The sequence below is a fragment of the Magnetospirillum moscoviense genome, assembly GCF_001650635.1.
In the GTDB taxonomy this organism is placed as follows: Bacteria; Pseudomonadota; Alphaproteobacteria; order Rhodospirillales; family Magnetospirillaceae; genus Magnetospirillum; species Magnetospirillum moscoviense.
On sequence record NZ_LWQU01000043.1, the window covers coordinates 54,807 to 67,668 of the forward strand.

A 12,862-nucleotide genomic window follows, 5' to 3' on the forward strand; every position below is an offset into this window, starting at 1 on the left:
TAGGCTTGGGGCGGCCCTGCGCCTATTTTTCACTTTCCCGGGGAAAAGTACACCGAGGCTCAGCCGAGGGACTTTTCCCCGCTCAAGGCCCGGCCGAAGGATTCGGCATCGATCGCCGGGCTGTACAGGAAGCCCTGCATGGTGCCGACCCCGCGTGCGCGCAGGTAATCGGCCTGCGCGACGGTCTCGACCCCTTCCGCGATCAATTCGAAGCCCAGATTGGTGGCCAGCGCCACCACCGAGGCGACGATGGCGCCGTCCTTGCTGTTGCCCGGCAATTCGCGCACGAAGGCGCGGTCGATCTTCAACGCGTGCACCGGGAACAGCTTCAGATAGGCCAGCGACGAATAGCCGGTGCCGAAATCGTCGATCGAGATGCGCACGCCCATCTGGCCCAGGTCGGACAGGATGGTGATGGCGCGATCGACCTCGGTGGCCATCATGGTTTCGGTGATTTCCAGTTCCAGCGCGCTGGCGGGCAGGTGGTTGTCGGCCAGCGCCTGCTCGACCTTGGTCTTCAGGCGGGCGTCATGGAACTGGGCCGGCGACAGATTGACCGACACGCAGCCGAAATCCAGCCCGGCCTCGGTCCAGGCCCGCATCTGGCGGCAGGCTTCGGTCAGGGCCCAGTCGCCGATGGCGCCGACCAGGCCGGCCCGTTCGGCCACCGGGATGAACAGGGCTGGGCTGACCGGGCCACGCTCGGGATGCGACCAGCGGATCAACGCCTCGGCGCCGACGATGCGGCCGGAAACGCTGTCGATCTTGGGCTGATAGTGCAGGCGGAACTGGCCCTCGGCGACGGCGCGGCGCAGGTCGATCTCGAGATTGATGCGATCGACCGCCTGGCGGTTCATCTCGGCATCGTAGAAGCGGTAGGACATGCCGCCCGACTTGGCGTGGTACATGGCGGCGTCGGCGCAGGTCAGCAGGCCCTCGGCGCTGTCGGAATCCTCGGGGTAGATGGCGACGCCGATGCTGGTCGAGCAATAGATCTCGCGGGCCTCGTCCAGGGCGAACGGCTCCGAGAAGGCGTAAAGGATCTTGTCGACGCAATTGAGCGCCGAATGGTGTTCCTTCAGGTCGGGCAGCGCCACCACGAATTCGTCGCCGCCCAGTCGGCCGATGATGTCGGTGGCCCGCACGCAGCCCTTCAGGCGCCGCGCCACCTGGCGCAGCAATTCGTCGCCGGCGGCGTGGCCGAAGGAATCGTTGATGTCCTTGAAGCGGTTGACGTCCAGGAACAACAGCGCCAGCCGGGTGCCGGCGCGGTCGGCGCGCAGGATCGAATCCTTCAAGGATTCCAGCACGGTGTGGCGGTTGGCCAGCCGGGTCAGGGTGTCGTGGCTGGCGTGGTAGCGGATGCGTTCCTCGTCCTGCTTCCTGCGGGTGATGTCGCGGCACAGCATGACGAAACTGCCGACCTGGCCGGATTCATCGGCGATGCCGGTCAGCGCCACCGCCGCCGGAAACACGTCGCCGTCGGACCGCCTGGCCCACAGCTCGCCCTGCCAGATGGCCCCGGACATGGCGGTATCCCAGGCGTCGCGCACCATGTCGGCATCGTTGATCTCTTGCGCCAGAATGCGGAAACGCTGGCCGACCACGCCTTCGGCGGCAAAGCCGGTCATGCGCTCGAACGCTGGGTTGACCGCCTGGACCACATGGTCGCGGTCGGTCACCACGATCACCTCGCCGACATTCTCGAACACCGCCGCCGCCAGGCGCAGGCGGTCCTCGGCCAGCTTGCGTTCGGTGATGTCCTGAACCGTGCCCTCATAGCACACGATGGCGCCGCCCGGGTCACGCACCGCGCGGGCGTTCTCGGAAATCCAGATGACCGAGCCGTCCTTGCGGTAGACCTGGGCCTCGAAGGCCTTGACCACCGAGGTCGTGCCCAATTGTTCCTTGAAACGGTCGCGGTCGGCGGGATTGACGTAAAGATGGCGGGCGATGTCGGTCAGGCCGGCGATCAACTCGCCCGGGCTGTCATAGCCGTAGATGCGCGCCAGGGCGGGATTGGCCGCCAGATAGCGGCCATCGGGGGTGGTGCGATAAATCCCCTCGACCGCGTTCTCGAAGAGCGAACGGTATTGATCAAGGGGGTGAGCGATCGTTTCGACGGCACCCAAGATGGTGGCCCTGGTCCCAGTTTATACAGTCTCCACCCTAGTCCACAGGAATGCCACTTTCCGGTCCTGCATTGCAAGCGCGAGATGCTGGTTTGCGGTCATGATCACCGGTTTGGTGATAAACGCGGCAATCTGGCGATGGCTTTGTCAGGCGCCGCGCACGCACAGGACCGGGCAGGTGGCCTGGCCGATGACCCGTTCCGAATTGCTGCCCAGCAGCAGCCGGCCCAGGCCGGTGCGGCCGTGGCTGCCCATCACCACCAGGTCGCAGCCCTTGTCCTGCATGGTCTGGGCGATGACCTGATCGGGCAGGCCGCGCCCGACCAATCCTTCGGCGTCCAATCCCTCGGCCTGATAGAAGGCCAGGACGCGATCGACGACCTTGCGGGCCTCGGCCTGACGCTCGGGGGAATGATGGGGGACCTCGACCGACAAGATGGTGATCGGGGTAGCACAGCAATGGGCGATGCGGGCAGCCGCCATGGCCGCCGCATCCGACGAGCGCGAGCCGTCGGTGGCCAGCAACACGCGCCTGGTCCACATTTCGGCGGCCTTGGGCACCACCATGACGCTGCACTTGGCGTTGCCGACCACCTTGGCGGTGGCGTCGCCCAGCATCAGCCGGGCAAGGCCGCGCTTGCCCCGCCGGCCGATGATGATGGCGTCGATGTTGGAATCCTCGGATTCCGCCAAGATCTCGCGGTAAGGGTCGTCGCCGTAGCGCAGAACCTTGGTGCATTCGATTCCGGCAGCCAGGGCCGCCGCCTCGATGCGGTTCAGATTGGCTTCGGCAGCGGCCTCGGCTTGCGCGACGACGTCGGGGCCCATGTCGTCCAGCTCGGGGCTGGAAATCACCGCGCTCATGATGGTCAGATGGGCGCCGCCCTTCTTGGCCATGGCGATGGCGACCCGCTCGGCACCGGCCGAGAATTCCGAGCCGTCGGACGCCACCATCACCTTCTCGAAGCGGCCGGTGGGGGAAAGCTGAGTGCTCGCTTGGCTCATTGTACCCTCCGTTCGCCGGTCACGCCGGCTGTGCCGCCGCTTCGCGCATGCCGCTCCACAAGGCCTTCAGGATGATGACGGCGCCCAGGACCAAGGCGAATACCATGATCCAGAAACTGATGGTCTTCAACAGCGCGATGGTCGGCTCGGCGATCGCCTCGATCATGCCCAGCTGGGCCATATAGACCGGGATCACGAACAGCCGGCTGAACAGCACGGTGACCATGATCATGCCCATCACCAGCTTGATCATGTAAGGCCGGACATAGGTGGTGCCGATGGCGCCGACCTGGATGCCGAACAGCGAGCCGGCCAGGATGATCATCGCCAGACGGACATCGACGAAGCCGCCCAGGGCGAATTTGACGGTGCCGCCCAGGCCCATGACGAAGGCGATCACCAGCTCGGTGGCCGAGGCGATCAGGCTGGGCACGCCCAGCACATACATCATCGACGGCACGCCGATGAAGCCGCCGACGGCGATGGTGGCCGCCAGCAGACCGGTGGCGAAGCCCATCGGCAGGGTGATCAGGAACGACACCTTGGCGTCGATGGATTTGAAATAGACCATGGTGCCGGGAATGTTGATCGAGCGCACCTTCATGGCCAGCGGACCGACGGTTTCCTCGGCCTTGGTGTTGCCCGAACGGTAGATGCGGATGGCGTCCTTCAGGACATAGGTGCCGACGATGGCCAGGGTGACGACGAACACCACGCTGACGTAAAGGTTCGAGCCGACATCGCCAAAGGCCTGCTTGATGTTTTGCTGCACCTGGGCGCCGACTAGCACGCCGGCCTCGGCCGAGCAGCCCATGATCAGGCCCAGCTTGACATCGACCTGGCCGAACTTGGCCCGCTTATAGGCGCCGACCAGGGCCTTGGGGAATTTGTGGCACATGTTGCTGGCCACGGCGACGATGCCGGGCACGCCCATGCTCATCATCGCCGGGGTCAGCACGAAGGCACCGCCCGAGCCGATGAAGCCCGACACCATGCCGCCGACGAAGCCGACCATGAACAGGCCGGCCATCCCCGCCAGGTCCAGGGCGATGAATTGGGTCATTTGCTCCATCGCTTGGGCTCCTTGCGGGTCTTGGCCTTCAGTCCCAGCATGTCCCAGAAACCGCTGGTGAAGGCGCCGTGCACGAACGAAAACACGAAGGCGATGACGATCGGCACCACGAAGGCCCAACCGCCGCCGGTGCTGGCCGCCAGCACTTCGGCCTCGTAGGAAAACAGCAGGATGTAAAGGGCCAGGCTTAGCGCCCCCAAGGCCAGGGTGCGCAGGGTCTGGGGCGTCAGCCGCGAGGTGATGGTCGACATGGCTGGCGCTCCGTCAGCTGATCATATCGACTTCGGAATCGGTCATGTGCCGGGGAACGACGGTGACCGGGACCCGAAGACGGTTGCAATGGCTGTTCAACAGGGCGGTGGCCGAGGGCGGCGGCCCGCCCATCGCCGACGGGCGAACATCCAGCCCGACGATGACGTTGCAGATGCCGGGGTCGGCATCGATCAGGGCACAGACCTCTTGGGCCGGGTCGCCCTCGCGCAGCAGCACCATCGGCGCCTCGCCGGTGCAGCCGGCGGCGTTCTCGGCCAATTGGGCCAGGGCGGTGCCGAAATCGGTCTTGGCCTCGCCACGGATGGCCTGGGCCGCCGACAGCCAGGCATATTCGCCCCGCGGCGGTTCGTAGACCCCCACCAGGGCCAGGCGGCTGCCGGTGGCGCGGGCGCGCCGGCAGGCAAAGCGAAGCGGTGCGCGCATCCGGCTCAGACGGGATTCATCGACCACCAGCAAGATGGTCCTTCCCGACGCTGATGCAGGCTGGCGCGCGCCTCCGTCACGGAGATCGGCGTCCATCCATGTCCTCCCTGGCGGCGCCGTTTGCCGGCGTCCGATTAATTCATCAATGCTTATATTATCATTTTATTTACTTGCCAAATGGAATGTGTTCACCCCCAGGCAGAAAACACCACCGGCAGCCACACCAGGGCGAACAGGGTGCTGAGCGCGACGGCAACGGCGGCGCGGTCGGGATGGATGCCCTGCAGCGTGGCGTGGACCACGGTGACGGCGGCCATGGGCACCAGGCTTTCGACCACCAGCACCTGATGGGCGACCGGCGGGAAAGCTTGCAGCCAGGCCCGGTCCAGGGCGACGAAGGCCAGGGCGGCGGCCGGCCAGACGGCGAACTTCCAGGCGAAGGCGAAGGCGAGGAAGCCCCAATCGACGCGGAAGCGGCGGATGCCGGCCAGGCCCAGCCCGACGATCATCATGCCGACGGCAGAAAACCCGCCGGCCAGCAGGTCCACCGTTTGCGGCACGTAGGCCGGCAGGGTGACGCCGCCCAAATTCAGGGCGACGCCCAGCCAGCAGGCATGCAGGCCGGGATATTTCGCCACCCGGATCAGCGCGCCCATGACCCCGGATTCCGAGCGGGCGACGACGAAGAAGCCGACGGAATTCTCGTAGGCGGTGGCGCCGAACGACACCAGCACCACATAGGCCAGGCTGTCCGGCCCGATCAGGGCCAGGCAGGCGGGAATGCCGAAAAAGCCGGTATTGCCGGTGGCGGCGGTGAAGGCGGCGATACGCTCGCGCCCGTCGTTCCACCGCCTTGCCGCCAAGGGCAGCGCCACCCAGGCGGCCAGGCAGGCCAGGGCGCACACCGCAAGCGGCAAGACGGCCATGGCCGCATCCAGCCGGGCGTTATAGAAGCCCTTGAACACCACCGCCGGCGACAGCACGAACAGGGCCAGCTTGCCGATCTCGCGGGCGTTGACGTCCAGGAAGCGGCCCAGCAGGAAGCCGATGGCCACCAGCAGATAAAGCGGGATCAACTTCACCGCCAGCAGGGTCTCGGCGCCGGTCATCTGATCAGGATCGCCCGGAAATCGTTGACGTTGGTCCGGGTCGGCCCGGTCACCACCAGATCATTCAGGGCGGCGAAGAAACCATAGGCATCGTTGTCGTCCAGCCGGGCGGCCGGGTCCAGGCCCAGGGCCCGCGCCCGGGTCAGGCTGTCGGGGGTTAGGATGGCGCCGGCATTGTCCTCGGACCCGTCGATGCCGTCGGTGTCGCAGGCGATGGCATGGATGTCCGGGGCGCCGTCCAGCGCCAGGGCCAGGGCCAGCAGGAATTCGGCGTTGCGGCCGCCCCGGCCGCTGCCGCGCACCGTCACCGTGGTCTCGCCGCCCGACAGGATGGCCAGCGGCGGCGCCAAGGGCTGGCCGTGGCGGCGGGCCGACAGGGCGATGCCGGCCATGACCTTGGCCACCTCGCGCGCCTCGCCTTCGATGGAATCGCCCAGCACCAGGGTCCGAAGGCCCTGGCCTTCCGCCCATCGGGCGGCGGCCAGCAGAGATGCCAAGGGCGTGGCGACGATGAATGTCTCGGCCCGGGCCAGGCGCGGGTCACCGGGCTTCGGTGTCTCGTCGTGGGCGTCGGCCAGGTGGCGGCGCACCGCGTCGGGGGCCTTGATCGCCCGGCGATCCAAGACGGCGCGAGCGTCGGCGAAGCTGGTAGGGTCGGCGATTCCCGGTCCCGAGGCGATGGTGCTGGGGTCGTCGCCCGGTACGTCGGAAATGGCCAGGGTGACGAAGCGGGCGGGGAAGGCGGCGGCGGCCAGCCTGCCGCCCTTGATGGAAGACAGGTGCTTGCGCACGCAATTGATGTCGGCGATCGCTGCCCCCGATCCCAGCAGGGCGGCGCCGACGGCACGCTTGTCGGCCAGGCTGATGCCGGGCGCCGGCAGTGCCAGCAGGGCCGAACCGCCGCCCGAGGCCAGGAACAGCACCAGATCGTCGGCGGTCAGTCCGCCGACCATGTCGAAGATGGCGGCGGCGGCCGCCAGTCCGTCGGCATCGGGCAGGGGGTGGCCGGCCTCGACCACGCGGATGCGCGAGCAGGCCGCGCCGTGGCCGGTGCGGGTGACCACCAGGCCGGTCAGCGGGCCGGGCCAATGGGCCTCGACCACTTGGGCCATGCTGGCCGCCGCCTTGCCGGCACCGATGACGACGGTGCGGCCCTGGGGCGGCGCCGGCAGAAAGTCGGGCAAGGATCGCGCCGGCAAGGCCGTCGCCACTGCTTGCGCGAACATCTCGCGCAGCAGGGCGGCCGGGCTCATGCCAACCAGGCCTTGGCCCAGCCCAGGCTTTCGATGGTGGTGCCCTGGGGGGTGTATTCGCAGCCGACCCAGCCGTCATAGCCCAGGCGGTCCAGGTGCCCCAGCAGCCAGGCGATATCGACCTCGCCGGTGCCGGGCTGGCTGCGGAGCGGCGGGCAGGCGATCTGGATATGGCCGATGCGTGCCAGGTATTTCTCGAGGGTGCGGGCCAGATCGCCCTCGGACAATTGCTGGTGATAGACGTCGTACAACAGCTTCAGATTGCCCAAGCCGACATCGTCCAGAATCTCGATCGCCTGACGGGTGCGCGACAGGTAATAGCCGGGATTCTCGTGGCTGTTCAGCGGCTCGACCAGGATGGTGATGCCGCGATGGGAGGCCGCCTCGGCGGCATGGCTGAGATTGGCGACCAGGGTCTCGCGCACCGAGCGGTGCCCGGTCGGCGGCGCGATGCCAAGAAGGCAATTCAGCTGCTTGACGCCCCATAGTTCGGCCAGGTCCAGCGCCTGGGTGACGCCCTGGCGGAATTCGTCCTCGCGGCCGGGCAGGCAGGCCAGCCCGCGTTCGGACTTGTCCCAGTCGCCGGCCGGAAGGTTGAACAGCACCATCTGCAGTCCGGTGGCATCCAGGCGCTCGCGGATGGCGGCGGCCGGCACGTCATAGGGAAAGCGGACCTCGACCGCCTTGAAGCCCGCCTGCGCGGCCAGGGCGAAACGGTCCAGGAAGGCCTCTTCCGTGAACAGCAGAGAAAGATTGGCGGCGAGTCTGGGCATGGGCGGTGCAAATCAGCTAAGGTGTCGACCTGCAACGATGGTGCCTTGGAAGGAGCGCGCGGGCAATGGCTGTGTCGACCAAATCGGATCGCATCACCGGAATTCTCGCTCCCGTGCTGACCCCGTTCGACCGGAAGCTGGCATCCGACTCCAAACGCTTCGTGGCATTTTGCCGGGTTCTGCGCCAGTTGGACATCGGCCTGGCCCCGTTCGGCACCACCAGCGAGGGCAACTCGCTGGAAGCCGGCGAGAAGCTGGCGCTGCTGGACGCGCTGGCCGCCGACGGCACCGACATGGGCCGCGTCATGCCCGGCACCGGCACCTGCTCGATCATCGAGACGGCGCGCCTGTCGGCCCACGCGGTCAAGCTGGGCTGCGGCGGCGTGCTGATGCTGCCGCCCTTCTATTACAAAGGGGTGTCCGACGACGGCCTGTTCCGCGCCTTTTCCGAGGTGATCCAGCGGGTCGGCTCGAAGGCCTTGCGGGTCTATCTGTACCACTTCCCGCGCCAAAGCCAGGTGCCGCTGTCGCTGGCCCTGATCGAGCGCCTGCTGAAGGCCTATCCCGGCACCGTCGCCGGCATCAAGGACAGTTCGGGCGAGTTGGCCAACATGCAGGCAATGATCAAGGCCTTCCCCGGCTTCGACGTCTTCACCGGCACCGAGGCGGTGATGCTGGACGTGCTGAAGGCCGGCGGCGCCGGCTGCATTTCCGCCAACGCCAACGTCAATGGCGCGGCGATGGTCGAGCTGTTTAGAAACTGGCGCGAGCCGGGAGCGGCCGGCCTGCAAGAGGCGCTGACCGCCTTTCGCGTCGCCACCCAGGATTTTCCGCTGATCGCTGCCTTGAAGGCGCTGGTGGCTCGGGCCAGCGGCGACCAGACCTGGCGCCTGACCCGTCCGCCGCTGTTGGACCTGTCGCTCGAGGCCGAGGACCAACTGGTCAAGCGGCTGGATAAGGCCGGGTTCAAAGTCTAAACTGGCGCTCATCCGGAGAGGGGCTTCGTTCGTGCAGCGGTGGCGTTTTGGAATTCGGGCCAAGTTGCTGGTGGCCATCGGCACCGTCAGCGCCATGACCCTGCTGGCCGGCATCATCGCCTGGGCCGGCTATAACGAAATCGGCCGCCTGCTGGCGGCGGTGACCGGCGAAAACCTGCCGCGAGTGACCACCGCCTTGAAATTGTCCGAAGCGACCGCCCGGCTGGCCGCCTCGGCGCCGTCACTCGATGCCTCGCGAAGCCAGTTCCAGCGCCAAGGCGCCTTCATCGCCCTGCAGCAGCAGACCGAACGCCTGCGCGGATTGATCGAAAATCTCGAGGGATCGGGCGTCGATCGCACCCAGCTCGAGGAATTGCGCGCGCTGATGACCGGCATCGGCGACAACATGACCAACCGCAATGCCATGGTCGAACATCGCCTGGTACTGCAAAGCCGCAGCCTGAACCTGGCGGCCGAGGTCGACCGCCTGAGCGTCGATCTGCACGCCAGGTTGCTGCACCGCACCCGTGACCCCATGGCCGAGCAGGTGGTGGCCGCCGCCGACCAATTGCGGGCCGGCGCCAACGCGGCGAGCCTGGACAAGGTCGCCGACGCCCGCCGCGGCTATGAGGAACAGGCCCGCCGGCTGGTGCTGCTGATGGATAGCGCGGGCGACACCGCGATGCGCGAACTGGGGCGGCGTACCGTCTCGTTCGGCAGCGGTCCGGACAACGTGTTCGAACTGAACGTGCGCCGTCTGATCGCCGAGACCCGCTTGGCCGCCGCCAACGAGGAAGGCCGCGATCTGGTCGCCCGCACCGCCTCGGCCATCGGCCGGCTGGTGGCCGCCGCCGAGGCCGAAGCCTCCGATAACAGCCGGCGCGCCCACCAGGCCCTGACCGAGGGGCGCCGTTTCATGGCGGTCATCGCCGTCATCACCGTGGTCGGCGCCTTGCTGTTCGTCTGGCTGTACCTGGCCCGCAACATCGTCAACCGCTTGGCCTCGCTGGCCCAGGCGATGCACCGCATCTCGGAAGGCGACATCGCCACCAAGGTCGTCGCCGACGGCAATGACGAGATCTCCGACATGGCCGGCGAGTTGGCGATCTTCCGCGATGCGCTGACCAAGCTGCGCGAATCCTCGGATGCCTTGAAGGAATCCGAGCGGCGCATGCGCACCATCCTCGACACCTCGCCATTGGCGCTGGCCATCAGTCGGACGTCCGACAACACCATCTTGTACGTCAACCCACGCTGGAGCGAACTGTACGGCCCGCCGGCCGAGCAGGCGATCGGCATGACCACCGCCGAATTCTACGCCGACCCCACCGACCGCGACCGCATCGTCGATCTGGTGTCGCGCCAGGGCTTCCTGGCCGATTACGAAAGCCGGATGAAGGGCGCCGACGGCGAGGATTTGTGGGCGATGATGTCGGCGGCGGCCATCATCATGGACGGCGAGCCGGCGGTGTGCGTCTCGACCACCGACATCACCAAGCGCAAGGAACAGGAACAGGCCCTGGCCGAGGCCAAGCGGACCGCCGAGGACGCCAGCCAGGCGAAAAGCCTGTTCCTCGCCACCATGAGCCACGAGATCAGGACGCCGATGAATGGCGTGTTGACCATGGCGCAGTTGCTGGAGGAAATGCCGCTGCCGCCGGAACAGCGCGAGATGGCCCGCATCATCCGCGATTCGGCCACCGCGTTGCTGACCATCATCAACGATATCCTGGACTTCTCGAAGATCGAGTCCGGCAAGCTGCAGCTGGAAAACGTCGATCTGTCCCTGGTGGACATCGTCGAAGGGGTGGCCGAGCTGCTGGCGCCGCGCGCCGTCGAGAAGGGCATCGGGCTGATTTCCTTCGTCGATCCCATGCTGCCCGGGCATCTGCGCGGCGATCCGGTGCGGTTGCGCCAGATCATCACCAACCTGGCCGGCAACGCCATCAAGTTCACCGATCGCGGCTGCGTCCGCCTGGGCGTCGAGATCGATCCCGGCCGGGCCGGTTTCGTGCGCTTCACCGTCAAGGATACCGGCATCGGGCTGGACGGCGAGCAGCAGGCCCGCTTGTTCGAACCCTTCGCCCAGGCCGATGCCTCCATCGCCCGACGCTATGGCGGCACCGGCCTGGGCCTGTCGATCTGCCGCCGTCTGGTGGCGATGATGGGCGGCGAGATCGGCGTCGACAGCAAGGTCGGCGAAGGTTCGGTGTTCTGGTTCAGCGTGCCCTTGGAGATCGTCGCCCCCGACGCCGAACCCGGCCCCGACCTGGCCGGCGTGGCGGTGCTGGTGCTGGCCGAGGGGCCGCTGGCCGCCGAGGCGATGCGCCAATATCTCGGCCATCTGGGCGCCCAGGTGGCGGTGGTGGCCTCGACCGACGGGGCGTTGGCGGCGGTGCGCGCCGCCGCCCTGGCCGGATGGAGCTATGACGTCGTGGTGATGGATGGGGCACAGGACTTCAAACTGCGCCTGTCGGTGGCCCGTGCCCTGCTGGCCGCCGCCGGTCCTCAGACCGCGACCAAGGTGGTGATGGTCGCCGCCCACTCGGTCTATTCCTCGGCGTCCTCGAATGCCCGCGAGGCCGGGCTGTTCGCCGCACTGCCCAAGCCGGTGCGCCGGCGCACCCTGTGGCGCACGGTGGCCGCCGCCGCCGGTCGCACCATGCTCGACGACATCGACGAGGATCGCGCCGTTCTGGCCTCGGCCTACCACCCGCCCAGCTTCGAGGAAGCGGCGGCGGCCGGCGCGCTGATCCTGGTGGCCGAGGACAATCCCACCAACCAGGTGGTGATCCGCCGCCTGATGGAACGGCTGGGCTATGCCATCGACATCGTCGGCGACGGCCGCGAGGCCTGGGACCGCATGCAGATCCGCGATTACGGACTGTTGCTGACCGACTGCCACATGCCCGAGATGGACGGTTATGCCCTGACCGAGCGGGTGCGGGCGTGGGAAAAGGAAACCCTGAACCGTATGCCGATCGTGGCGTTGACCGCCGACGCCCTGGCCGGAACCGCCAAGCGCTGCCACGACAGCGGCATGGACGCTTTCCTGGCCAAGCCGATCGATCTGGCGCAACTGGACGCCACCGTCCGCAAATTGCTGCCGGCGGCGGCCGCCCTGCGCCGACGGGTGTCCACCGAGGCAAGCGCCTCGGGGGCGCCGCCGTCGCAGGCCCATGTCGAGGAGGCGCGCCCGCCGGTTCTGGACCTGGCGCCGATGCGAGCGATTTTCGGCAGCCTCACCGACGACGCCAAGGAATTGCTGGCTTTGTTCGTCGATAGCACCCGGCCGCTGGTCGTCGAGATCGACGAATCCCTGGGCCGTGCCGACATCGAAGCGGCGCAGGAGGCGGCCCATTCGGCCAAGGGGGCGGGGAATTCGGCGGGCTGCTTCCGCTTCGGGCGGCTGTGCGCCGAAATCGAAGCCGCCTGCGGGCGCGACGACGGCGAAGTGGCCGAGGCGCTGCTGCCGGCCCTGCAATCCGCCTTCGAGGAAGCCGCCGCGGCGATCGCCGCGCTTTAGGGTCTGTCCGAGTTTAGTGGAATCGAGTTTTTCTCTCGTCACCCTCGGGCTTGACCCGAGGGTCCACGCGTCGGGTCGCAAAAGTCATTGGAAACAATTGGATAGGCGGAGCCGCGTGGATGGCCGGCTTAAGCCCACTGCTGTCCGGTTTAATTTTCGGGCTCATAGCAACACCATCTGATTGGGAGCGCCCCTGGGGCTGCGGTCGTCTCCGATTAGGCGGTCGATGCGGCGCAGGTGCATGAGGTTGGCGCGGACCAGACGGGCAAAGGCAAGCGGGCTTTGGACCAATTTCTGGGCCGTCTGGGCCAGGCGCAGC

General features: G+C 67.3%; 10 protein-coding genes and 1 pseudogene. 2 read left to right on the plus strand and 9 right to left on the minus strand.

All coding sequences use genetic code 11. From position 1 onward, the window contains the following. Window positions 1–59 precede the first annotated feature (59 nt). The 8 genes from A6A05_RS02615 to otnI form a co-directional block, all read right to left on the minus strand. Complete coding sequence (locus A6A05_RS02615; RefSeq protein WP_245644161.1) at window positions 60–2,132, minus strand: putative bifunctional diguanylate cyclase/phosphodiesterase; 2,073 nt, start codon at window positions 2,130–2,132, stop codon at window positions 60–62. A gap of 147 nt (window positions 2,133–2,279) precedes the next feature. Then, complete coding sequence (locus A6A05_RS02620) at window positions 2,280–3,137, minus strand: universal stress protein (protein ID WP_068497173.1); 858 nt, start codon at window positions 3,135–3,137, stop codon at window positions 2,280–2,282. A 19-nt stretch (window positions 3,138–3,156) separates the two neighbouring features. Next, entirely contained in the window at window positions 3,157–4,200 is a 1,044-nt protein-coding gene (locus tag A6A05_RS02625) for a sulfite exporter TauE/SafE family protein (protein ID WP_216635736.1), read from the minus strand. Then, on the minus strand, window positions 4,197–4,460 hold the full coding sequence (locus A6A05_RS02630) for a hypothetical protein (protein WP_068497177.1): 264 nt from the start codon (window positions 4,458–4,460) through the stop codon (window positions 4,197–4,199). The genes A6A05_RS02625 and A6A05_RS02630 overlap by 4 nt, the downstream gene beginning before the upstream one ends. A gap of 13 nt (window positions 4,461–4,473) precedes the next feature. Then, window positions 4,474–5,001 (minus strand): universal stress protein, encoded by a 528-nt coding sequence (locus A6A05_RS02635; protein WP_082910639.1) that lies wholly within the window; start codon window positions 4,999–5,001, stop codon window positions 4,474–4,476. A 92-nt stretch (window positions 5,002–5,093) separates the two neighbouring features. Further along, window positions 5,094–6,014, minus strand: coding sequence for an AEC family transporter (locus A6A05_RS02640; protein ID WP_068497181.1), 921 nt, complete (start codon window positions 6,012–6,014; stop codon window positions 5,094–5,096). Further along, a complete protein-coding gene (locus A6A05_RS02645) occupies window positions 6,011–7,267 on the minus strand; it encodes a glycerate kinase type-2 family protein (RefSeq protein WP_068497183.1) in 1,257 nt (418 codons plus the stop codon). The genes A6A05_RS02640 and A6A05_RS02645 overlap by 4 nt, the downstream gene beginning before the upstream one ends. After that, window positions 7,264–8,040: a 2-oxo-tetronate isomerase gene (gene otnI, locus A6A05_RS02650; protein ID WP_068497185.1), complete on the minus strand. Its 777-nt coding sequence runs from the start codon at window positions 8,038–8,040 to the stop codon at window positions 7,264–7,266. The genes A6A05_RS02645 and otnI overlap by 4 nt, the downstream gene beginning before the upstream one ends. A 65-nt stretch (window positions 8,041–8,105) precedes the next feature. On the opposite strand from otnI, the gene A6A05_RS02655 reads away from it, so the two are divergent. Further along, on the plus strand, window positions 8,106–9,017 hold the full coding sequence (locus A6A05_RS02655; protein WP_068497188.1) for a dihydrodipicolinate synthase family protein: 912 nt from the start codon (window positions 8,106–8,108) through the stop codon (window positions 9,015–9,017). A gap of 31 nt (window positions 9,018–9,048) precedes the next feature. Beyond that, window positions 9,049–12,543 (plus strand): response regulator, encoded by a 3,495-nt coding sequence (locus A6A05_RS22050; RefSeq protein ID WP_281193230.1) that lies wholly within the window; start codon window positions 9,049–9,051, stop codon window positions 12,541–12,543. Between the two features lie 162 nt (window positions 12,544–12,705). Here the strand turns inward: A6A05_RS22050 and A6A05_RS21625 are convergent. After that, window positions 12,706–12,862, minus strand: a pseudogene (locus tag A6A05_RS21625) (IS4 family transposase); the annotation flags it as partial.

Coding starts and splice junctions, on each gene's coding strand:
- A6A05_RS02640 (WP_068497181.1), bottom strand. CDS start 6,014: ATGACCGGCGCCGAGACCCTGCTGGCGGTGAAGTTGATCCCGCTTTAT.
- A6A05_RS02630 (WP_068497177.1), bottom strand. CDS start 4,460: ATGTCGACCATCACCTCGCGGCTGACGCCCCAGACCCTGCGCACCCTG.
- A6A05_RS02635 (WP_082910639.1), bottom strand. CDS start 5,001: ATGGACGCCGATCTCCGTGACGGAGGCGCGCGCCAGCCTGCATCAGCG.
- A6A05_RS02655 (WP_068497188.1), top strand. CDS start 8,106: ATGGCTGTGTCGACCAAATCGGATCGCATCACCGGAATTCTCGCTCCC.
- A6A05_RS02645 (WP_068497183.1), bottom strand. CDS start 7,267: ATGAGCCCGGCCGCCCTGCTGCGCGAGATGTTCGCGCAAGCAGTGGCG.
- A6A05_RS02625 (WP_216635736.1), bottom strand. CDS start 4,200: ATGACCCAATTCATCGCCCTGGACCTGGCGGGGATGGCCGGCCTGTTC.
- A6A05_RS02620 (WP_068497173.1), bottom strand. CDS start 3,137: ATGAGCCAAGCGAGCACTCAGCTTTCCCCCACCGGCCGCTTCGAGAAG.
- otnI (WP_068497185.1), bottom strand. CDS start 8,040: ATGCCCAGACTCGCCGCCAATCTTTCTCTGCTGTTCACGGAAGAGGCC.